Source organism: Gilliamella sp. LMG 34359, assembly GCF_984569085.1.
Window position 1 is genome coordinate 1,371,862 of the sequence record NZ_OZ474906.1, and the last position, 13,758, is coordinate 1,385,619.

The following is a 13,758-nucleotide window of genomic DNA, read 5'->3' on the forward strand; positions in this document are numbered from 1 at the left end:
GCAACCTGCCCAACCAATAATCTAAAATCGTCAAATTTTTACCATCGATATTTACTATTTCACCTTAGTCTATTTTTTCAACAAATTTTAAGCACTTTGCTAAAATCATTTCACAGATCTTGGTTATTCCGGCAGATTTTTCTAGTAATATGGCTTATTTCACTGTTATTGGCTTGTTGTTCTAGTCAAGCGTTAACCGCTAAAACATCAAATATCATTCATGGTAATGCCCCCTATTTAACCTTTGATGGTGGTCATACACGAGTGACGGATACTGATAGTTTGCTTTGGATAACCTTGTCTGATGGAACTAAATTTACCCCGGCAACACATAATTCATTAACCAACCCCATTGAGTTGCCAAATAGTGGTGAAAGTTTTGCTGATATTGGTATGTTAGTGCCAATCGATGATAATTCAATCGCATTAAATTTGCTTATCGGTTCGCCTAATAATTTTTGGGGAGATGATGATGGCGATGGTCAGGGTAGTGATGGTATTATAGTTACAGGTAATTTAAATCTAAAGATAACCGATAAAGATAACCAACCCGTATCTCGAACTGCAGTTCTTGATATTTGTAAGGCACCTTATAAAATCACATTAACCAGTTCGGATGGCACATTAAGTACTGGTTATGGTGTTCCCAAAAGTAGTTATTTCAATGCGAGTAATGTAACTTACCATGTAAATCCTAAACTCATTCCAAAGGTCTGCTTTGCCAAACCTAGCATAGAGCATAGTTCAAATGATGAAACAATAATTGTCGCCGGTAATTATGTTACACCCGACTTCCGTGGGCCTTCTACGATATGGGCTGATAAGAAAGGTTTTATTACTCAGTCAACTAATCTGTCATCTTATGGTTTGAATTTTCCTACAACAGGAGCTAATAATTTATATTTTGATTTAATTATAGTCGGTAGTGGTCCGTTGAATTGGGCTCCTGTTACTCGTAGTGGTATTACCGCTACTATGATGCCGGATTCTACAGGAACAAAGGTTAAAGTTACATTAACCGGTCCTTTCGCAGAACCTCAACAATGGCATTCTAGAAATCCAAGCAATATCAAAACAATATCTAGACCTATATTACCTCAGACGTTCGAGTTGGTTGGTAGAGATAATAGCGGTAAAGATATCGTCAAGTATGGATTTAAGTTAAAGCAATGGTTTGTTAGCCGTGGTAATGGTGTGGCTACTCCTGGAGATCACGAATTGTGGTGTGAAAATATTGGTTACCGTATGCCTGGAGTAAAAGATTTAACTAACGCAAAACGTGACGAAATCGCGGGTGCTACACCTTGGTCAACGGGTATCAATTATCAACGTCAGATTGGCGCAGGATTATTCACTGAATGGGGTTCTATGAGCAATTACAATGATGCTGAATTTAAATACGTTTATTATTATTGGGTAAAAGAAGTTCACCCTGACAACGATAGCTATCAGTTTGATGTAGATCAAAAATCTGGCTTCATTGGTTGGTATCCTAAAAGTACAACAAGAACTTCAGCTGTTTGTGTAACTCCTTAGTTAGTAATATTTTTTAATATTTAAACCTCAATCTAGGAAAATTAAGTGCTAACAGCGAAGTGAATATCATCAGATTTAAAGAATTTAACAATGATATCAATCGCCATTGTTGCTCTAACTATAGAATAAGTCTTTATCAAGTATCGTTGATATAGACATTCTTAAACATCCTTTGAAATAAGTATTTTCAATATTTTTTATAAATACAATTAATAAATCCATACCGCCATGAGATTTTATTTAATAAAAAATTCAAAGAGTTAATTAAGTCAATTAGGTATATCGACATTTTTTAATACAACAATACTACTCTGTAATGGTTTATTAAATGCTACTTACATCAAATTACCTGATGAGTCGGGTAGCTATATGGATATAATAAATTGCATTCCTTGTAATAAATTTGATTTAGTTTGTCTGAAATTTTGCTAAAGTTATCTGTTTTTATGAAATAGCGTAAAAAAATTATAAATATTATTAATCAATTATTACGCCTCTTCTGTTTAAGTTTTGATAAAAATAATCTGGTTTAAGTTTTTCTGATTTTGCGTCAAAATAATAGTCAGCCATTTTATCATCAGGACTAAATATATACATAAAGTACCTGTCGTTAGACTCACCTTCTTGATAGCCAACAGCAATAAAATGATCTTCATCTAGCCAAAAAATGGCTTCTAAAAATTGTGTCAGACCTAACCAAAGCACGATTCTTTTAGTTTTATTTTTACGATCGATTAAATAAATTTCTTGGCAATCCGAGTTGCCATAAAAAATATATTTATCAGATTGTGTTTCAGGATAAATATCTAAAAAGCTGATATATTTTTGTTTACTAGGTGAATAGTCATATATTTGTGGTATGTAAACATCATCACTAGCAGTTTCAAAACTTTTGGTATAAATGCCCTGATAATTTTTATCAAATGGCCAAGAAGTTTTATTTCCAGTATAAAAATTTGCTATATCTAAGTGATAATAATCGAGCCAATCTTTAATTAAGGGTTTAATCTTCTTAATTGTGGTATTAGATATTTTGCTTTTATTGCTATACGGATCTGATGATTGATTTTTTTGTTCGAGATTAACCGATTTTGGATTATTAGCAGCGATAGCTGTTGATAAATAGCTATTTAACCAAATGAAAGTAATAAAAATAAGAATATACTTCATGTAATGAACCAATTGATTAGTTGAATTTACAATTACTAATTATTTAACCAAAATGTTAATTAGTTAATTTCCGAAAATCATAAATTTAAGATTGTAGTGTAATTAAAATAATATGTATATTGTTAATAATTGGAGGGATGTAGATTTTAAGTTAAACAACTCTATGTTATCCTAAACTCAACATTCGATCACAGGACGCTCCATATGATAAAAGATCCATTTTACGATCGTGAGGCACAAAAATATGACTCGCCGATCGCCAGCCGTGAACTGATTTTGGATTATCTTACCCAAGAAGCAAAACCAGCCAGCTTAGAGAAAATAGCTAATGCCGTATCAATCAAATCTGATGAGCAAAAAGAGGCTTTACATCGCAGATTGCGGGCAATGGAACGTGATGGTCAGGTCGTGTATACCCGGCGTAAATGCTATGCCTTGCCAGAAAAATTCGATATGGTTAAGGGTAGTGTGATTGCACATCGTGATGGCTATGGTTTTCTGCGAGTTGAAGGTAAGCCGGAAGACTATTTCTTGTCACATGAGCAGATGAAAAAGGTTTTACAAGGTGATGTTATATTGGCTCAGCCAATCAACAGTCAATACCGAGGTAAGACCGAAGCGCGCGTGGTGCGGATTTTAGAACCCCGCACTAATCAAATTGTTGGTCGTTATTTTATTGAGCAAGGCGTTGGCTTTGTGGTGCCAGATGACAGTCGCTTGAATTTTGATATTTTGATCGCAGGTAAACCAAATCGTACTGTCAGAATGGGCTCGGTGGTAGTGGTTGAATTACAGCAACGACCTGAACGACGTCAAAAAGCGGTCGGCGTGATTAAGGAAGTACTTGGCGAAATTATGGGAACCAATTTAGCTATCGATATTTCATTACGTAATCATGAAATCCCTTATGAATTTCCTAAATTGGTTGAAAAGGAGGCCAGCAAATTTAGTGAACAAGTGCCAGAAAGCGCCAAAAAAGGCCGTAAAGATCTACGCGAGTTGCCGTTAGTAACCATTGATGGTGAAGATGCGCGTGACTTTGATGATGCGGTCTATTGCCAAAAGAATCGCGGTGGTGGTTACCGTTTATGGGTGGCGATAGCTGATGTGAGTTATTATGTGCGACCGACTAAAGGGTTAGATAAAGAGGCTTGTTTGCGAGGGACTTCGGTCTATTTCCCATCGCGGGTGATCCCGATGCTGCCGGAAGTGTTATCCAATGGTCTTTGTTCACTCAATCCGCAAGTGGATCGCTTGTGTTTGGTGTGTGAAATGACCGTGTCGAATAAAGGACGTCTAACTGGTTATCAATTCTATGAAGCGGTGATGAATTCACATGCCCGATTAACTTATACCAAAGTAGCCAAAATTTTAGAGGGCGATAAAGAGTTGCGTGAACATTATCATGAGTTGGTTCCTCATCTTGAAAATCTTTATGGGCTTTACAAAGTGTTAGATAATGCCCGAATTGCTCGTGGTGCCATTGGTTTTGAATCGGAAGAGCCAAAATTCATCTTTAATGCGGATAAACGTATTGAGAGCATTGAGTTAGTGCAGCGAAACGATGCACATAAGATTATTGAAGAGTGTATGATTTTAGCCAATGTTGCAGCAGCAAAATTGGTAATTAATGCTGAGATTCCTTCGCTATTTCGTGTACATGACAGACCGGATGAAGATCGCATGAACAATTTACGCAGTATTTTAAGTGAACTCGGTTTATCTCTCGGTGGCGGTAATAATCCCAAACCAAAAGATATTGCTATGTTAATGGTTGAAGTTGAAGCAAGGCCTGACCATGAGATGTTGCAGACGGTGATTTTACGATCGATGAAGCAAGCGATTTACGATCCTGAAAATCGCGGACACTTTGGGCTAGCACTTGAGGAGTATGCACATTTTACCTCGCCAATTCGTCGTTATCCGGATTTGTTATTACATCGCGCGATCAAATGGGTGTTAGCTGATCAGCAGCACAAAACCAGTAAAACCGGTGGGCACCGTTATTCCACTAGTGAGATGCTCTATTTTGGTGAGCACTGTTCGATGACTGAGCGCCGTGCGGATGAAGCCGTTCGTGATGTGGTTGACTGGTTAAAATGTGATTATATGCAAGATCATGTTGGCGAGGTGTTTAATGGAACTATTTCGAGTGTGGTTAACTTCGGCTTTTTTGTTCGATTAGATGATCTGTTTATTGATGGTCTGGTACATGTTTCGTCGCTAGAAAATGATTATTATATTTATGACGCGTCGCGTAATCGTTTAATTGGTGAAAATACTCGCTTTACATATCGTTTGGGTGATAAAGTTCAAGTAAAGGTCGAAAATGTTAATCCTGAAGAACGTAAAATTGATTTTTCATTGGTAGACAGTGATAATAAGTCACAACGTCAAGGTAAAACAGCAAAAGATAAGGCGAAAAAAGCCGATATTGAAGCTGATTTACCAGTAAAACGCAAAAGTAAGAGTCGAGCTGAAAGCCAAAAGAAAAAAGCGAGCGAGGCGGTAAAGGCAAAAACAAAAAAACGCAGTAAGCCTAAAGATGCTAAAGCTACGGCTAAAAAAACATCTAAATCTGCGTCGACCGCCAGCAATAAGAGAAAAAAGAGTAAAAAATAGATGAGTGAAACAGTTTACGGTATCCATGCGATTGAAGCTTTGTTAACGCGTGCGCCTGAAAGAATTATTGAAGTTTTTATCGCTAAAGGCCGAGAAGATAAGCGCCTAAATGCCCTTGTTCATGAGTTAGAACAGTTGGGTTTAGCGGTGAAAGTGACCAATAGACAGTACTTAGATGAAAAAACCAGAAATGGCGTGCATCAAGGTATTTTGGCAATGGTTAAACCAAACCGTGGTTATCAGGAAAATGATATCCCATTATTGATGGAACATCAGCCAAATCCGGTTATTTTAATTTTAGATGGCGTGACCGATCCGCATAATTTAGGTGCGTGTATTCGCACAGCTGACGCTGCAGGCGTGAGTTTTATTATTGTACCTAAAGATCGCTCAGCACCACTTAATTCAACTGCCCAGAAAGTCGCATGTGGTGCGGCTGAGAGTGTACCCGTTGTTAGAGTGACAAATCTGGCTCGGACTATGCGGATGTTACAAGATGAATATCAAGTTTGGATTGTGGGCACCGCTGGCGAAGCGACAAGTACACTTTATCAAACCGATTTTTATGAAAATTCAAAAGCCTTGCCACTGGCATTAGTAATGGGCGCAGAAGGTGAGGGTATGCGTCGATTAACCAAAGAGCATTGTGATGAGTTGGTGAGTATACCAATGGCGGGGATTGTTTCTTCGCTTAATGTGTCGGTTGCCACTGGCGTTTGTTTATTTGAAATAGTTAGACAAAAAAATAGATAGTAAGAGTTATAACATGTTAGGATTATTGAAAAAACTTTCATCAGGCAAGAAAAAACAGAGTGAGCCAACGCTTTCAGAGCGAGATTTGAATGGACGTAATCATGTCGGTTATCCGACTATGCAATTATCTCGTGAAATTGATAAGTTAGTTAAAGCAAAATACGCGCCAATTAAACGGATCGTTAAATTCTACATAGCTACGCTATTTTTTAAATGGGGTCCAAGTGTTATCAATACTACGTTATCCGATGAACAGTTGGCTAACTTGTCAGGTCGCAACGTTCAAATGGTCTATTTATTGTTGTTCCGAGACATGTTAAGACATATTTCAAGCTTAGCTAAATTAAAGCATTTTGCCGAAGATTGGCCAGAACAATTTGCTCAAGAGATATTAGATAACTGCAACATGCTTAGCGACAGTGATGATGTCGATATTGCCAAAAAAGAGGCGTTATTCGCTAATACCCAGCTATTTGATATTGATAATACGATCGATCCTGATCACTTAGAAAATACCGTCATTCCTGATTGGACGATACCTTTGGCAGAGTTGATTATGTTAAAGCCGGCGACAATCTATCATTGTCACCGTCCTTTGATGGCGGTGATTTTGAAAAAGAAAAAATGATTTAGCCTATCATTTATTCAATTTTATTTAGTGGCAAATGCATAATTTTTTGATTCTTTTGCCATAGATTTGCCTTCCGTATGGCATAGTTAGTATGCCGTTATTGATATATTCTCCTGCCTTTAAATCACCTTATTGTTTAAAAAAACACCGCCATCTCAACTTTAACTACCTAATCCATAATTAATTTTTGCAATGATTATTTGCAAAAATACCAACTAGGTATGTCACTATCACTCACTTATACTAAATTTATGAAGTAAATAGGTGAATGGTTTTATGCGAACAAGAACAATTGCAGTATTTAGAAAATTCATATCTATTGATTATCCATTAACTATTGATACATTGTCGGAAGAGTTTCAGATAAGTACTCGCACAATGCGAAATGAGATACGAGAAATAAATGATTTTTTACATAAAAGAGCGTTGCCGCTTATCTCCTCGATCCGTAATAAAGGTTTTATTATCAAGGGTACTAATGAACAAAAGCAATTAGTTAAGATTGCCTTACAACAATTACCCGTTTCCCCCATTTTAAGCAAAGAAGAACGTCAATTTGATCTATTGTTAGCTATTGCTTTTTCAGTTACACCAACCATTTTAAGCCAAAAAGAGAGTAGTTATTATGTTTCTAAAAGTGTGTTAGACGAAGATATTCGTAAACTTAAATTGCGTTTAAAAAAATATGATATTGAGTTGGTGAGTCAACCTAAATTAGGAATGCAATTAGTTGGATTAGAACGTTCAATTCGTTTGATGATGTATGAGGTGATAAATCAATATGCCAGTAATCTCAATTATGAGCAGCCATTAAAAGAGTTAAATTTAATTCAACAGTTGTTATTTAGTTACATTCCGCAAATGTTGATTAATAAATTATTTGAGCTTGCTGAACAAACAATGAGCCAAGTCCATGATGAAATTTATAAACAGCAAATTGTTATTTTTACTGCAATTTGGGTTATTCGTAATCAACAACATCACCATCTCACTAAGATTCGATCTGATTTTATTCATAATGATTCCGGCAGTATTAATCAATTTATTCGGTTGGTTTGTCAGCACGCAGCTTTACAAGTTAGTCGTCAAGAACAGCAATATATCATTTATATGTTAGAGACCTTTAATACTAAGGATATCAATAATTCTATCGATTGGTTAAATGCACAATTATTGGCGATTAAATTGGTCAATTATGTTGAGGAAAAGACACAAATTCCGTTTTCTATTAAACAAGAACAGTTATATGAAAATTTATGTAAGCATTTAGCCGGGTTAATCGCACGGGTGAGCAATAATATCCATATTATTAATCCGTTATTAGATAATATTAAACAGAACTATGGTGTTATCTATTCGGCTATTGCACAATTTATCCTAAATCTTGAGACCACTTTAAGCAATAAAGTATCTGAAGACGAAGTTGCTTTTTTAACCATTCATTTTTCTGCTTTCGCCAGTGAGATCAACCAAGAACGAAGTTACTATTTTAAAGCGGTGGTCATTTGTGATCACGGTATTGCGACCTCTAATCTTTTAGCTCAATCGCTCAAAGAATTTTTCAATATCGAGATTTTGGCTATTTTGGCTCGTAATGATCAGCATTTATTGCAGCAACTTGATTTCGATTTGATTTTTTCGACTTTTCCATTATCACATTATGAACATCCTGTTTTGGTGTTAGAACCCATATTAAAAGAAAAAAATCACTCTATCATTACAGATTTTTTAGCTAAAAACCGTGATCACCAACGTATGGTTAATCACTGCACTGATGCCACTGATCTTTTTTATGCTTTAGTGAATTTAATTGAAGAGAGTGGCGGAGTGGTGTCTGCACCGATTTATAACCAATTGGAGAAGTGTTTAGCTATTAATAATCTTAAAATCAATAAAAGGAAAATCCAACCTATGTTGAAAGATATTCTTACCGATGATGACATTATATTGCAACAAACTTGCTCTAATTGGCAGCAAGCTATCACTTTTGTTGCTCAACCGCTTTTGCAGAAAAACTATATTTCAAAAAATTATGTCGATGCCATGATTAGCTCGCTTGAACAATATGGTCCGTATATCGTTATCGGCAAAAATTTGGCTTTAGCGCATGCTAGGCCTGAAGATGGTGTTAATCAATTAGGACTTAGTGTGATGACCATGCGTGATCCTGTCGATTTTGGTAATCAGGATATGGGGCCAGTTAAGATTATATTTTGTCTGGCGGCTATCGATTCTTTTTCTCACCTCAATATTATGCGCAGTTTGATCGAACTGATTAATGATGAAAGTAAGCTTGATCGCTTATTAATGTGTGATTGTGTCTCGCAATTTAAAGCGATTTTATTTAATGAACCAACCCCAGCTTTAACTTAATAAGCTATAGGAGGATCCCCGATGAGTCAGTTATCTATTTTATTTGTTTGTGGTGCCGGTCTTGGTAGTAGTTTTGCTGCCCAAATGGCAACTGAAGATGTACTAAAAGCTAAAGGTATTGATGCCAAATTAGATCATACGGATATTTCTTCTGCCGCGTCGATGAATGTCGACATTATTATTACCGCAGAAAATTTCCGTTCGCAATTTGCCAAATTTAATATCAGTGACCACACCTCGATTGTGTACCTAAAAAATATCGTTTCGAAGTCAGAAATTGATGAAAAATTAAGTCCGGTCTTGCAAGAGAAAGGATTGCTTTAATTAGCAAAAAGGAGAGCATTATGAACGTAATTAACTTCATTATTGATAATATTCTAACTCAAGCATCTATCACAATTAGTTTAATTGCTATGCTTGGTCTTATTCTGCAAAAAAAATCGGTAGGGCAAACCATATCAGGAACGCTAAAAACCCTACTTGGTTTTCAGGTGCTCAATGCTGGTTCAAGTATTATTGTTGGTAGTTTGAGTTATTTTGGTCAAATTTTTACAGCTGGCTTTGAGATGCAAGGCATTATTCCTTCCATTGAGGCAATCAATGGTCAAGCCATGAATCAATTAGGTTTGGGTAGAGATATTGCCTTAACCTTTTTAATGATATTTATTTTTAATATTTTAATTGCCCGTTTTACCCGTTTTAAATATATCTTTTTAACTGGTCAGGCTATCCTTTGGATGGCAACCATGACAACCGTATTCGGTAGTTTCGCAGGTCTTTCAGGTGTGAGCTTGATTTTAGTCGGTGGTGTTATTGGTGCACTTTTTGCCGTCTTTATGCCAGCGATTGCCCAACCTATTATTCGTAAAGTTACCGGTTCGAATGATATCGCACTTGGACATTTTTGTACTATTGGTTATCTGTTCGAGGCGGGTGTTGCTTATGTTGTTGGTGAAAAAGGAGAAAATAAACGCTCAATCGAAGATATGAAATTACCAAAATCGTTTGAGTTTTTACAAGATACCTATTTATCAGTTATGGTGGTGATGCTGCCTTTATATATTATCACCGTGCTTTTTGCGGGCGAAGAATATGCTTCGACACTATCTGGCGGTCAAAACTATATCATTTATGCATTTACTCAAGCAATCATATTCGTGGTTGGTATTTATGTGTTATTAGCTGGGGTTAGGTTATTACTGGGTGAAATCGTGCCAGCTTTTAGAGGGATCGCCATGAAGATTGTTCCTAATGCAATACCTGCGCTTGATTGTCCAGTGTTTTTTCCCTATAGCCCTAATGCCGTTATTCTTGGTTTTATTACGACCACCATTGGTACGGTAATCGCGATGTTAACTTTACCTTTCTTTGGCCTAGCGATGATTCTTCCTGGCATGCTAACTAACTTTTTTGCTGGTGGTACCGCGGGGATCTTTGGTAATGCCGTAGGTGGACGTCGTGGTGCTTTAATTGGTGGAATAGCCCATGGGATATTTATCACTTTATTACCCGCGCTGTTAGTCACTATTTTTAATCAAATGGGATTTGTTAATGCCACGGCGACTGATGTGGATACCGTTACGGTGGCCTTGCTTTATGCTTGGATTTTGAGCCCATTATTGAAGAATTTTTAATTAAGAGGTGACCATGTTTAGCTTTTTTAAAAAGAATAAACCACCTGTTCAAGTAGAACCATCAGCTCCAAGAGAGCTTGCAGCTGATGAGATTGCGCAAATTGAATATCAGATTAATGAGCGCAAACAACAACTTACTCATACCGATGATGTTCAATTGTTGGCCAGTTGTAATGAACAGATAGGAATACTGTATAACCAGTTAGGGCGCGCTGATTTGGCTATAGAGTATTTAGAAACCAGCATGCAACAAAAGAGATCAATTGGTGAAGGATATAAAATCCTAATGAGTTTGTATAACCATAAACGTGCAGAGGCAGCAAAATCAGGATCTATTGCCGACATCGATTTTTGGATGAATAAAATGGATGAAATGCGCAATATTGCCAAACTAGCTACAATTCAACGAAATTAAAGGAAAAAGTTATGTACACTACACTTAAGGCAGTAACCGAATTAGCGACAAAACTGAATTTTACTGTTGGCGCATTTAACACACATAATTTAGAAATGCTACCCGACATGCTTCGAGCAGCGAAAGAGGTTGGCGCACCGATTATTATCCAGACAAGTGTTGATACCGCTCGTTATATTGGTTTTAAAGTCTTGGTCAATACCATAAAAGCCATCGCTGATGAAGAAATTGTCGATGCGGTTTTGCACCTTGATCATGCTAAAAATTTTGATGATATCAAACAGGCGATTGATAGTGGATTTACCTCGGTTATGTTTGACGGCTCATCCTTACCGTTTAAAGAGAATATACTAAAAACTCGAGCTGTGGTTGAATATGCCCATGCTCGAGGTGTGTCGGTAGAAGGCGAGCTTGGTACTATTGGTGGCACCGAGGAGGGCATTCACGTTGAAGTTAACGATAAAGTTTACACTCGGCCTAGTGATGCTTTGGCCTTTGTACAGGCCACGGGGATTGATGCTTTAGCGGTAGCAATCGGGACTAATCATGGTCAGTTTAAATCGAAAACTGAAGTCAACATCCCGTTACTTAAAGAGATTCATGCAATGGTTGATATTCCATTGGTTATTCACGGTGGTACCGGTGTAAAGGAGGAAGATTACCCTGAGCTGATTAACAACGGCATTCGTAAATTCAATGTTGGTACAGAGTTATTAGTTAATTGGACACAAGTAGCTAAAGATCAGTTTGCTCAAACTGAAGTTAATAAGTCGCTAAGGCATAATGTGATTCCTGCTAATCAAGCAGTTAAAGATATTGTCAAACATAAAATGAGTTTGTTTCTCAATGTTAACCAACGTATTAACTAAGGTAATCTTACATGCCAAAATATCTGATCTTACTTGCTGGTTGTCCTTGTACCGGAAAAACATATTTGATCCATCTATTGCAGCGACAATTCACCAACAGTTTGCTGTTGACGCCCGATGAAGCAAAGGAGTTGTATGCCGACTCGGTGGGGTTTAATTCGCTTGCTGAGAAAAATGCCTTAGAACAAAAAGTTTGGCATTTTTATTACGGGGTGTTGCAGTGGTATATGGACGCTGGCAAGAAGATCATTATTTCGGAATATCCATTTAGCGATAAGCAAAAAAATCAGTTAAACGATTTTGCTAATCGCTACCATTATCAGGTAATAACCATTCGCTTGGTGGCTAATTTTGATATTCTTTGGCAACGCCGATATAAGCGTGATCGCTCTTTAGAACGTCATTTATCGCATATTATGACCCACTATCATTATGGTGACGAATTAGCTGATCGTAATCTTGCCGATGATTTGATAACCAAAGAAAAGTTTTATCAAATTTGCCATGATAGACAATATAGTAAATTTGTATTAGGGATATTGTTTGAAGTGAATGTAGATGATTTTAGCAAAGTAAATTATGCTGACTTATTGAATAAATTGAAAAAGATTATCACCTAATGAAATATAGAGGACGAATTACCTTTAGCCTTTAAGCATAAATAATTTCAGGTAGCTTAATGTCCCAAGGTTGATTATCGAGTTTTGCCACTTTTTGGCAGGCAAAAGCCAATCCAATTGGTAAGATTTGCTGCTTTTGGTAATTGGCTAATGCTCGGTCATAATAGCCGCCACCCATCCCCATGCGATAACCGCGTTCGTCAAATGCCACCAGTGGGGTAAAGACAATATCAAGTTGCTCTATCGTTATGCTACTTGTTTCATCGATTGCCGGCTGTAAAATGCCGAATTTATTTTTTATCAATGGAGTCTTCGGCGAGTAATTTAAAAAGAGTAGTTGCTGTTCAGCGATCGGTATCGGTAAATAGACTGATTTGTTTTGTTGCCATAGATATTCAATAATCGGTTTGGTATCGACTTCACCATCAAATGATAAAAATATCGCAATATGTTGCGCTTGGTTTACGGCTGGATGGTTTTTGATTTTTTGATAGATAATGGTTTGCGCGTTATTGCGTTGTGCTAGTGATAATTCACGTCTTTTTTGACGGATTGATTGCCGAATATTCATGGTTTTTCTTTTGAAAGAAAGCGGGATGAAAGACTCCAAGATGTCGTTAGGGTCGTAACCCTTGAACCCGAAGTTCAAGGTGAACAGCATGTTTTAATTTTTAGGTTTCCTAAATCAATTAGGCATACACACCAATTAAAAAGCATACCATTCTAAATTAAAGATTATCGGCTCAGGGGACTAACCCATATCGCGAACATCTCAGAGATGTTTACTATAATACAAAATTTTAAAAATCATACAATAGCATTTGTTGATTATTTACATTAAATCAGACGAACTGTTGATATTTAAAGCAGAATCTAGTAACTGTTGTAGCATCTTTAATCGATTGGCAAATTCGTCGCTCTTTTCTTTTTCTTTAGTTAGTTCGTAAGACAAATTTAGTGCAGCAGTCATGATAAGTTGATCGCTACCAATTTGAGGTGATTTTTCACGTAATTTTATTAAGCGCGCATCTAAATCTTTTGCCGCATTTGTAAGTGCGTCAACTTCCTCGACTGGGCAATTAAACTTTAACGTTCGCCCAAAAATCTGAACAGTGACAGCTTGATTTTCCATATT

At 36.8% G+C, this 13,758-nt stretch carries 13 protein-coding genes and 1 other RNA gene; 10 read left to right on the forward strand and 4 right to left on the reverse strand.

Annotated features, from left to right (window positions below):
- Positions 1–168 precede the first annotated feature (168 nt).
- A complete protein-coding gene (locus tag AC5LXV_RS06430) occupies positions 169–1,536 on the forward strand; it encodes a hypothetical protein (RefSeq protein ID WP_493467714.1) in 1,368 nt (455 codons plus the stop codon).
- 477 nt (positions 1,537–2,013) lie between these two features.
- Here the strand turns inward: AC5LXV_RS06430 and AC5LXV_RS06435 are convergent, their stop codons facing one another.
- The gene (locus tag AC5LXV_RS06435; RefSeq protein WP_493467715.1) at positions 2,014–2,706 is read right to left on the reverse strand and encodes a hypothetical protein; all 693 of its coding nucleotides are present in this window, start codon (positions 2,704–2,706) and stop codon (positions 2,014–2,016) included.
- Between the two features lie 204 nt (positions 2,707–2,910).
- On the opposite strand from AC5LXV_RS06435, the gene rnr reads away from it, so the two are divergent.
- From rnr to AC5LXV_RS06480, 9 genes are all read left to right on the forward strand, one after another.
- Entirely contained in the window at positions 2,911–5,328 is a 2,418-nt protein-coding gene (rnr, locus tag AC5LXV_RS06440; protein WP_493467716.1) for a ribonuclease R, read from the forward strand.
- Positions 5,329–6,081 carry a 23S rRNA (guanosine(2251)-2'-O)-methyltransferase RlmB gene (rlmB, locus tag AC5LXV_RS06445; RefSeq protein WP_493467717.1) on the forward strand — a complete coding sequence of 251 codons (753 nt, stop codon included), beginning with the start codon at positions 5,329–5,331 and terminating at the stop codon, positions 6,079–6,081.
- Positions 6,082–6,094: 13 nt separating this feature from the next.
- Entirely contained in the window at positions 6,095–6,709 is a 615-nt protein-coding gene (locus tag AC5LXV_RS06450) for a hypothetical protein (RefSeq protein ID WP_493467718.1), read from the forward strand.
- A gap of 279 nt (positions 6,710–6,988) precedes the next feature.
- Positions 6,989–9,085, forward strand: a complete 2,097-nt coding sequence (locus AC5LXV_RS06455) for a BglG family transcription antiterminator (protein WP_493467719.1) — start codon at positions 6,989–6,991, stop codon at positions 9,083–9,085.
- A gap of 21 nt (positions 9,086–9,106) precedes the next feature.
- Positions 9,107–9,409, forward strand: a complete 303-nt coding sequence (locus tag AC5LXV_RS06460; RefSeq protein WP_034882681.1) for a PTS sugar transporter subunit IIB — start codon at positions 9,107–9,109, stop codon at positions 9,407–9,409.
- Between the two features lie 20 nt (positions 9,410–9,429).
- A complete protein-coding gene (locus AC5LXV_RS06465; RefSeq protein ID WP_110434231.1) occupies positions 9,430–10,719 on the forward strand; it encodes a PTS sugar transporter subunit IIC in 1,290 nt (429 codons plus the stop codon).
- A 13-nt stretch (positions 10,720–10,732) separates the two neighbouring features.
- Entirely contained in the window at positions 10,733–11,134 is a 402-nt protein-coding gene (locus AC5LXV_RS06470; protein WP_493467720.1) for a tetratricopeptide repeat protein, read from the forward strand.
- 11 nt (positions 11,135–11,145) lie between these two features.
- A complete protein-coding gene (locus tag AC5LXV_RS06475) occupies positions 11,146–12,003 on the forward strand; it encodes a class II fructose-bisphosphate aldolase (RefSeq protein WP_065578474.1) in 858 nt (285 codons plus the stop codon).
- Between the two features lie 11 nt (positions 12,004–12,014).
- Positions 12,015–12,623 (forward strand): zeta toxin family protein, encoded by a 609-nt coding sequence (locus AC5LXV_RS06480; RefSeq protein ID WP_493467721.1) that lies wholly within the window; start codon positions 12,015–12,017, stop codon positions 12,621–12,623.
- A 31-nt stretch (positions 12,624–12,654) separates the two neighbouring features.
- Here the strand turns inward: AC5LXV_RS06480 and AC5LXV_RS06485 are convergent, their stop codons facing one another.
- The 3 genes from AC5LXV_RS06485 to zapA all read right to left on the reverse strand — a co-directional run bounded on the left by AC5LXV_RS06485 (position 12,655) and on the right by zapA (position 13,755).
- Entirely contained in the window at positions 12,655–13,194 is a 540-nt protein-coding gene (locus tag AC5LXV_RS06485) for a 5-formyltetrahydrofolate cyclo-ligase (RefSeq protein ID WP_493467722.1), read from the reverse strand.
- A gap of 28 nt (positions 13,195–13,222) precedes the next feature.
- Positions 13,223–13,405, reverse strand: a non-coding RNA gene (ssrS, locus tag AC5LXV_RS06490) — 6S RNA.
- A 50-nt stretch (positions 13,406–13,455) separates the two neighbouring features.
- On the reverse strand, positions 13,456–13,755 hold the full coding sequence (gene zapA / locus AC5LXV_RS06495) for a cell division protein ZapA (RefSeq protein ID WP_110434227.1): 300 nt from the start codon (positions 13,753–13,755) through the stop codon (positions 13,456–13,458).
- Between the last annotated feature and the right edge of the window lie 3 nt (positions 13,756–13,758).

What these genes read in the sequence shown, in the direction of transcription:
- zapA (WP_110434227.1), bottom strand. Translation starts at nt 13,755, where the DNA reads ATGGAAAATCAAGCTGTCACTGTTCAGATTTTTGGGCGAACGTTAAAG.
- rnr (WP_493467716.1), top strand. Translation starts at nt 2,911, where the DNA reads ATGATAAAAGATCCATTTTACGATCGTGAGGCACAAAAATATGACTCG.
- AC5LXV_RS06465 (WP_110434231.1), top strand. Translation starts at nt 9,430, where the DNA reads ATGAACGTAATTAACTTCATTATTGATAATATTCTAACTCAAGCATCT.
- AC5LXV_RS06485 (WP_493467722.1), bottom strand. Translation starts at nt 13,194, where the DNA reads ATGAATATTCGGCAATCAATCCGTCAAAAAAGACGTGAATTATCACTA.
- rlmB (WP_493467717.1), top strand. Translation starts at nt 5,329, where the DNA reads ATGAGTGAAACAGTTTACGGTATCCATGCGATTGAAGCTTTGTTAACG.
- AC5LXV_RS06460 (WP_034882681.1), top strand. Translation starts at nt 9,107, where the DNA reads ATGAGTCAGTTATCTATTTTATTTGTTTGTGGTGCCGGTCTTGGTAGT.
- AC5LXV_RS06450 (WP_493467718.1), top strand. Translation starts at nt 6,095, where the DNA reads ATGTTAGGATTATTGAAAAAACTTTCATCAGGCAAGAAAAAACAGAGT.
- AC5LXV_RS06435 (WP_493467715.1), bottom strand. Translation starts at nt 2,706, where the DNA reads ATGAAGTATATTCTTATTTTTATTACTTTCATTTGGTTAAATAGCTAT.
- AC5LXV_RS06480 (WP_493467721.1), top strand. Translation starts at nt 12,015, where the DNA reads ATGCCAAAATATCTGATCTTACTTGCTGGTTGTCCTTGTACCGGAAAA.
- AC5LXV_RS06455 (WP_493467719.1), top strand. Translation starts at nt 6,989, where the DNA reads ATGCGAACAAGAACAATTGCAGTATTTAGAAAATTCATATCTATTGAT.
- AC5LXV_RS06470 (WP_493467720.1), top strand. Translation starts at nt 10,733, where the DNA reads ATGTTTAGCTTTTTTAAAAAGAATAAACCACCTGTTCAAGTAGAACCA.
- AC5LXV_RS06475 (WP_065578474.1), top strand. Translation starts at nt 11,146, where the DNA reads ATGTACACTACACTTAAGGCAGTAACCGAATTAGCGACAAAACTGAAT.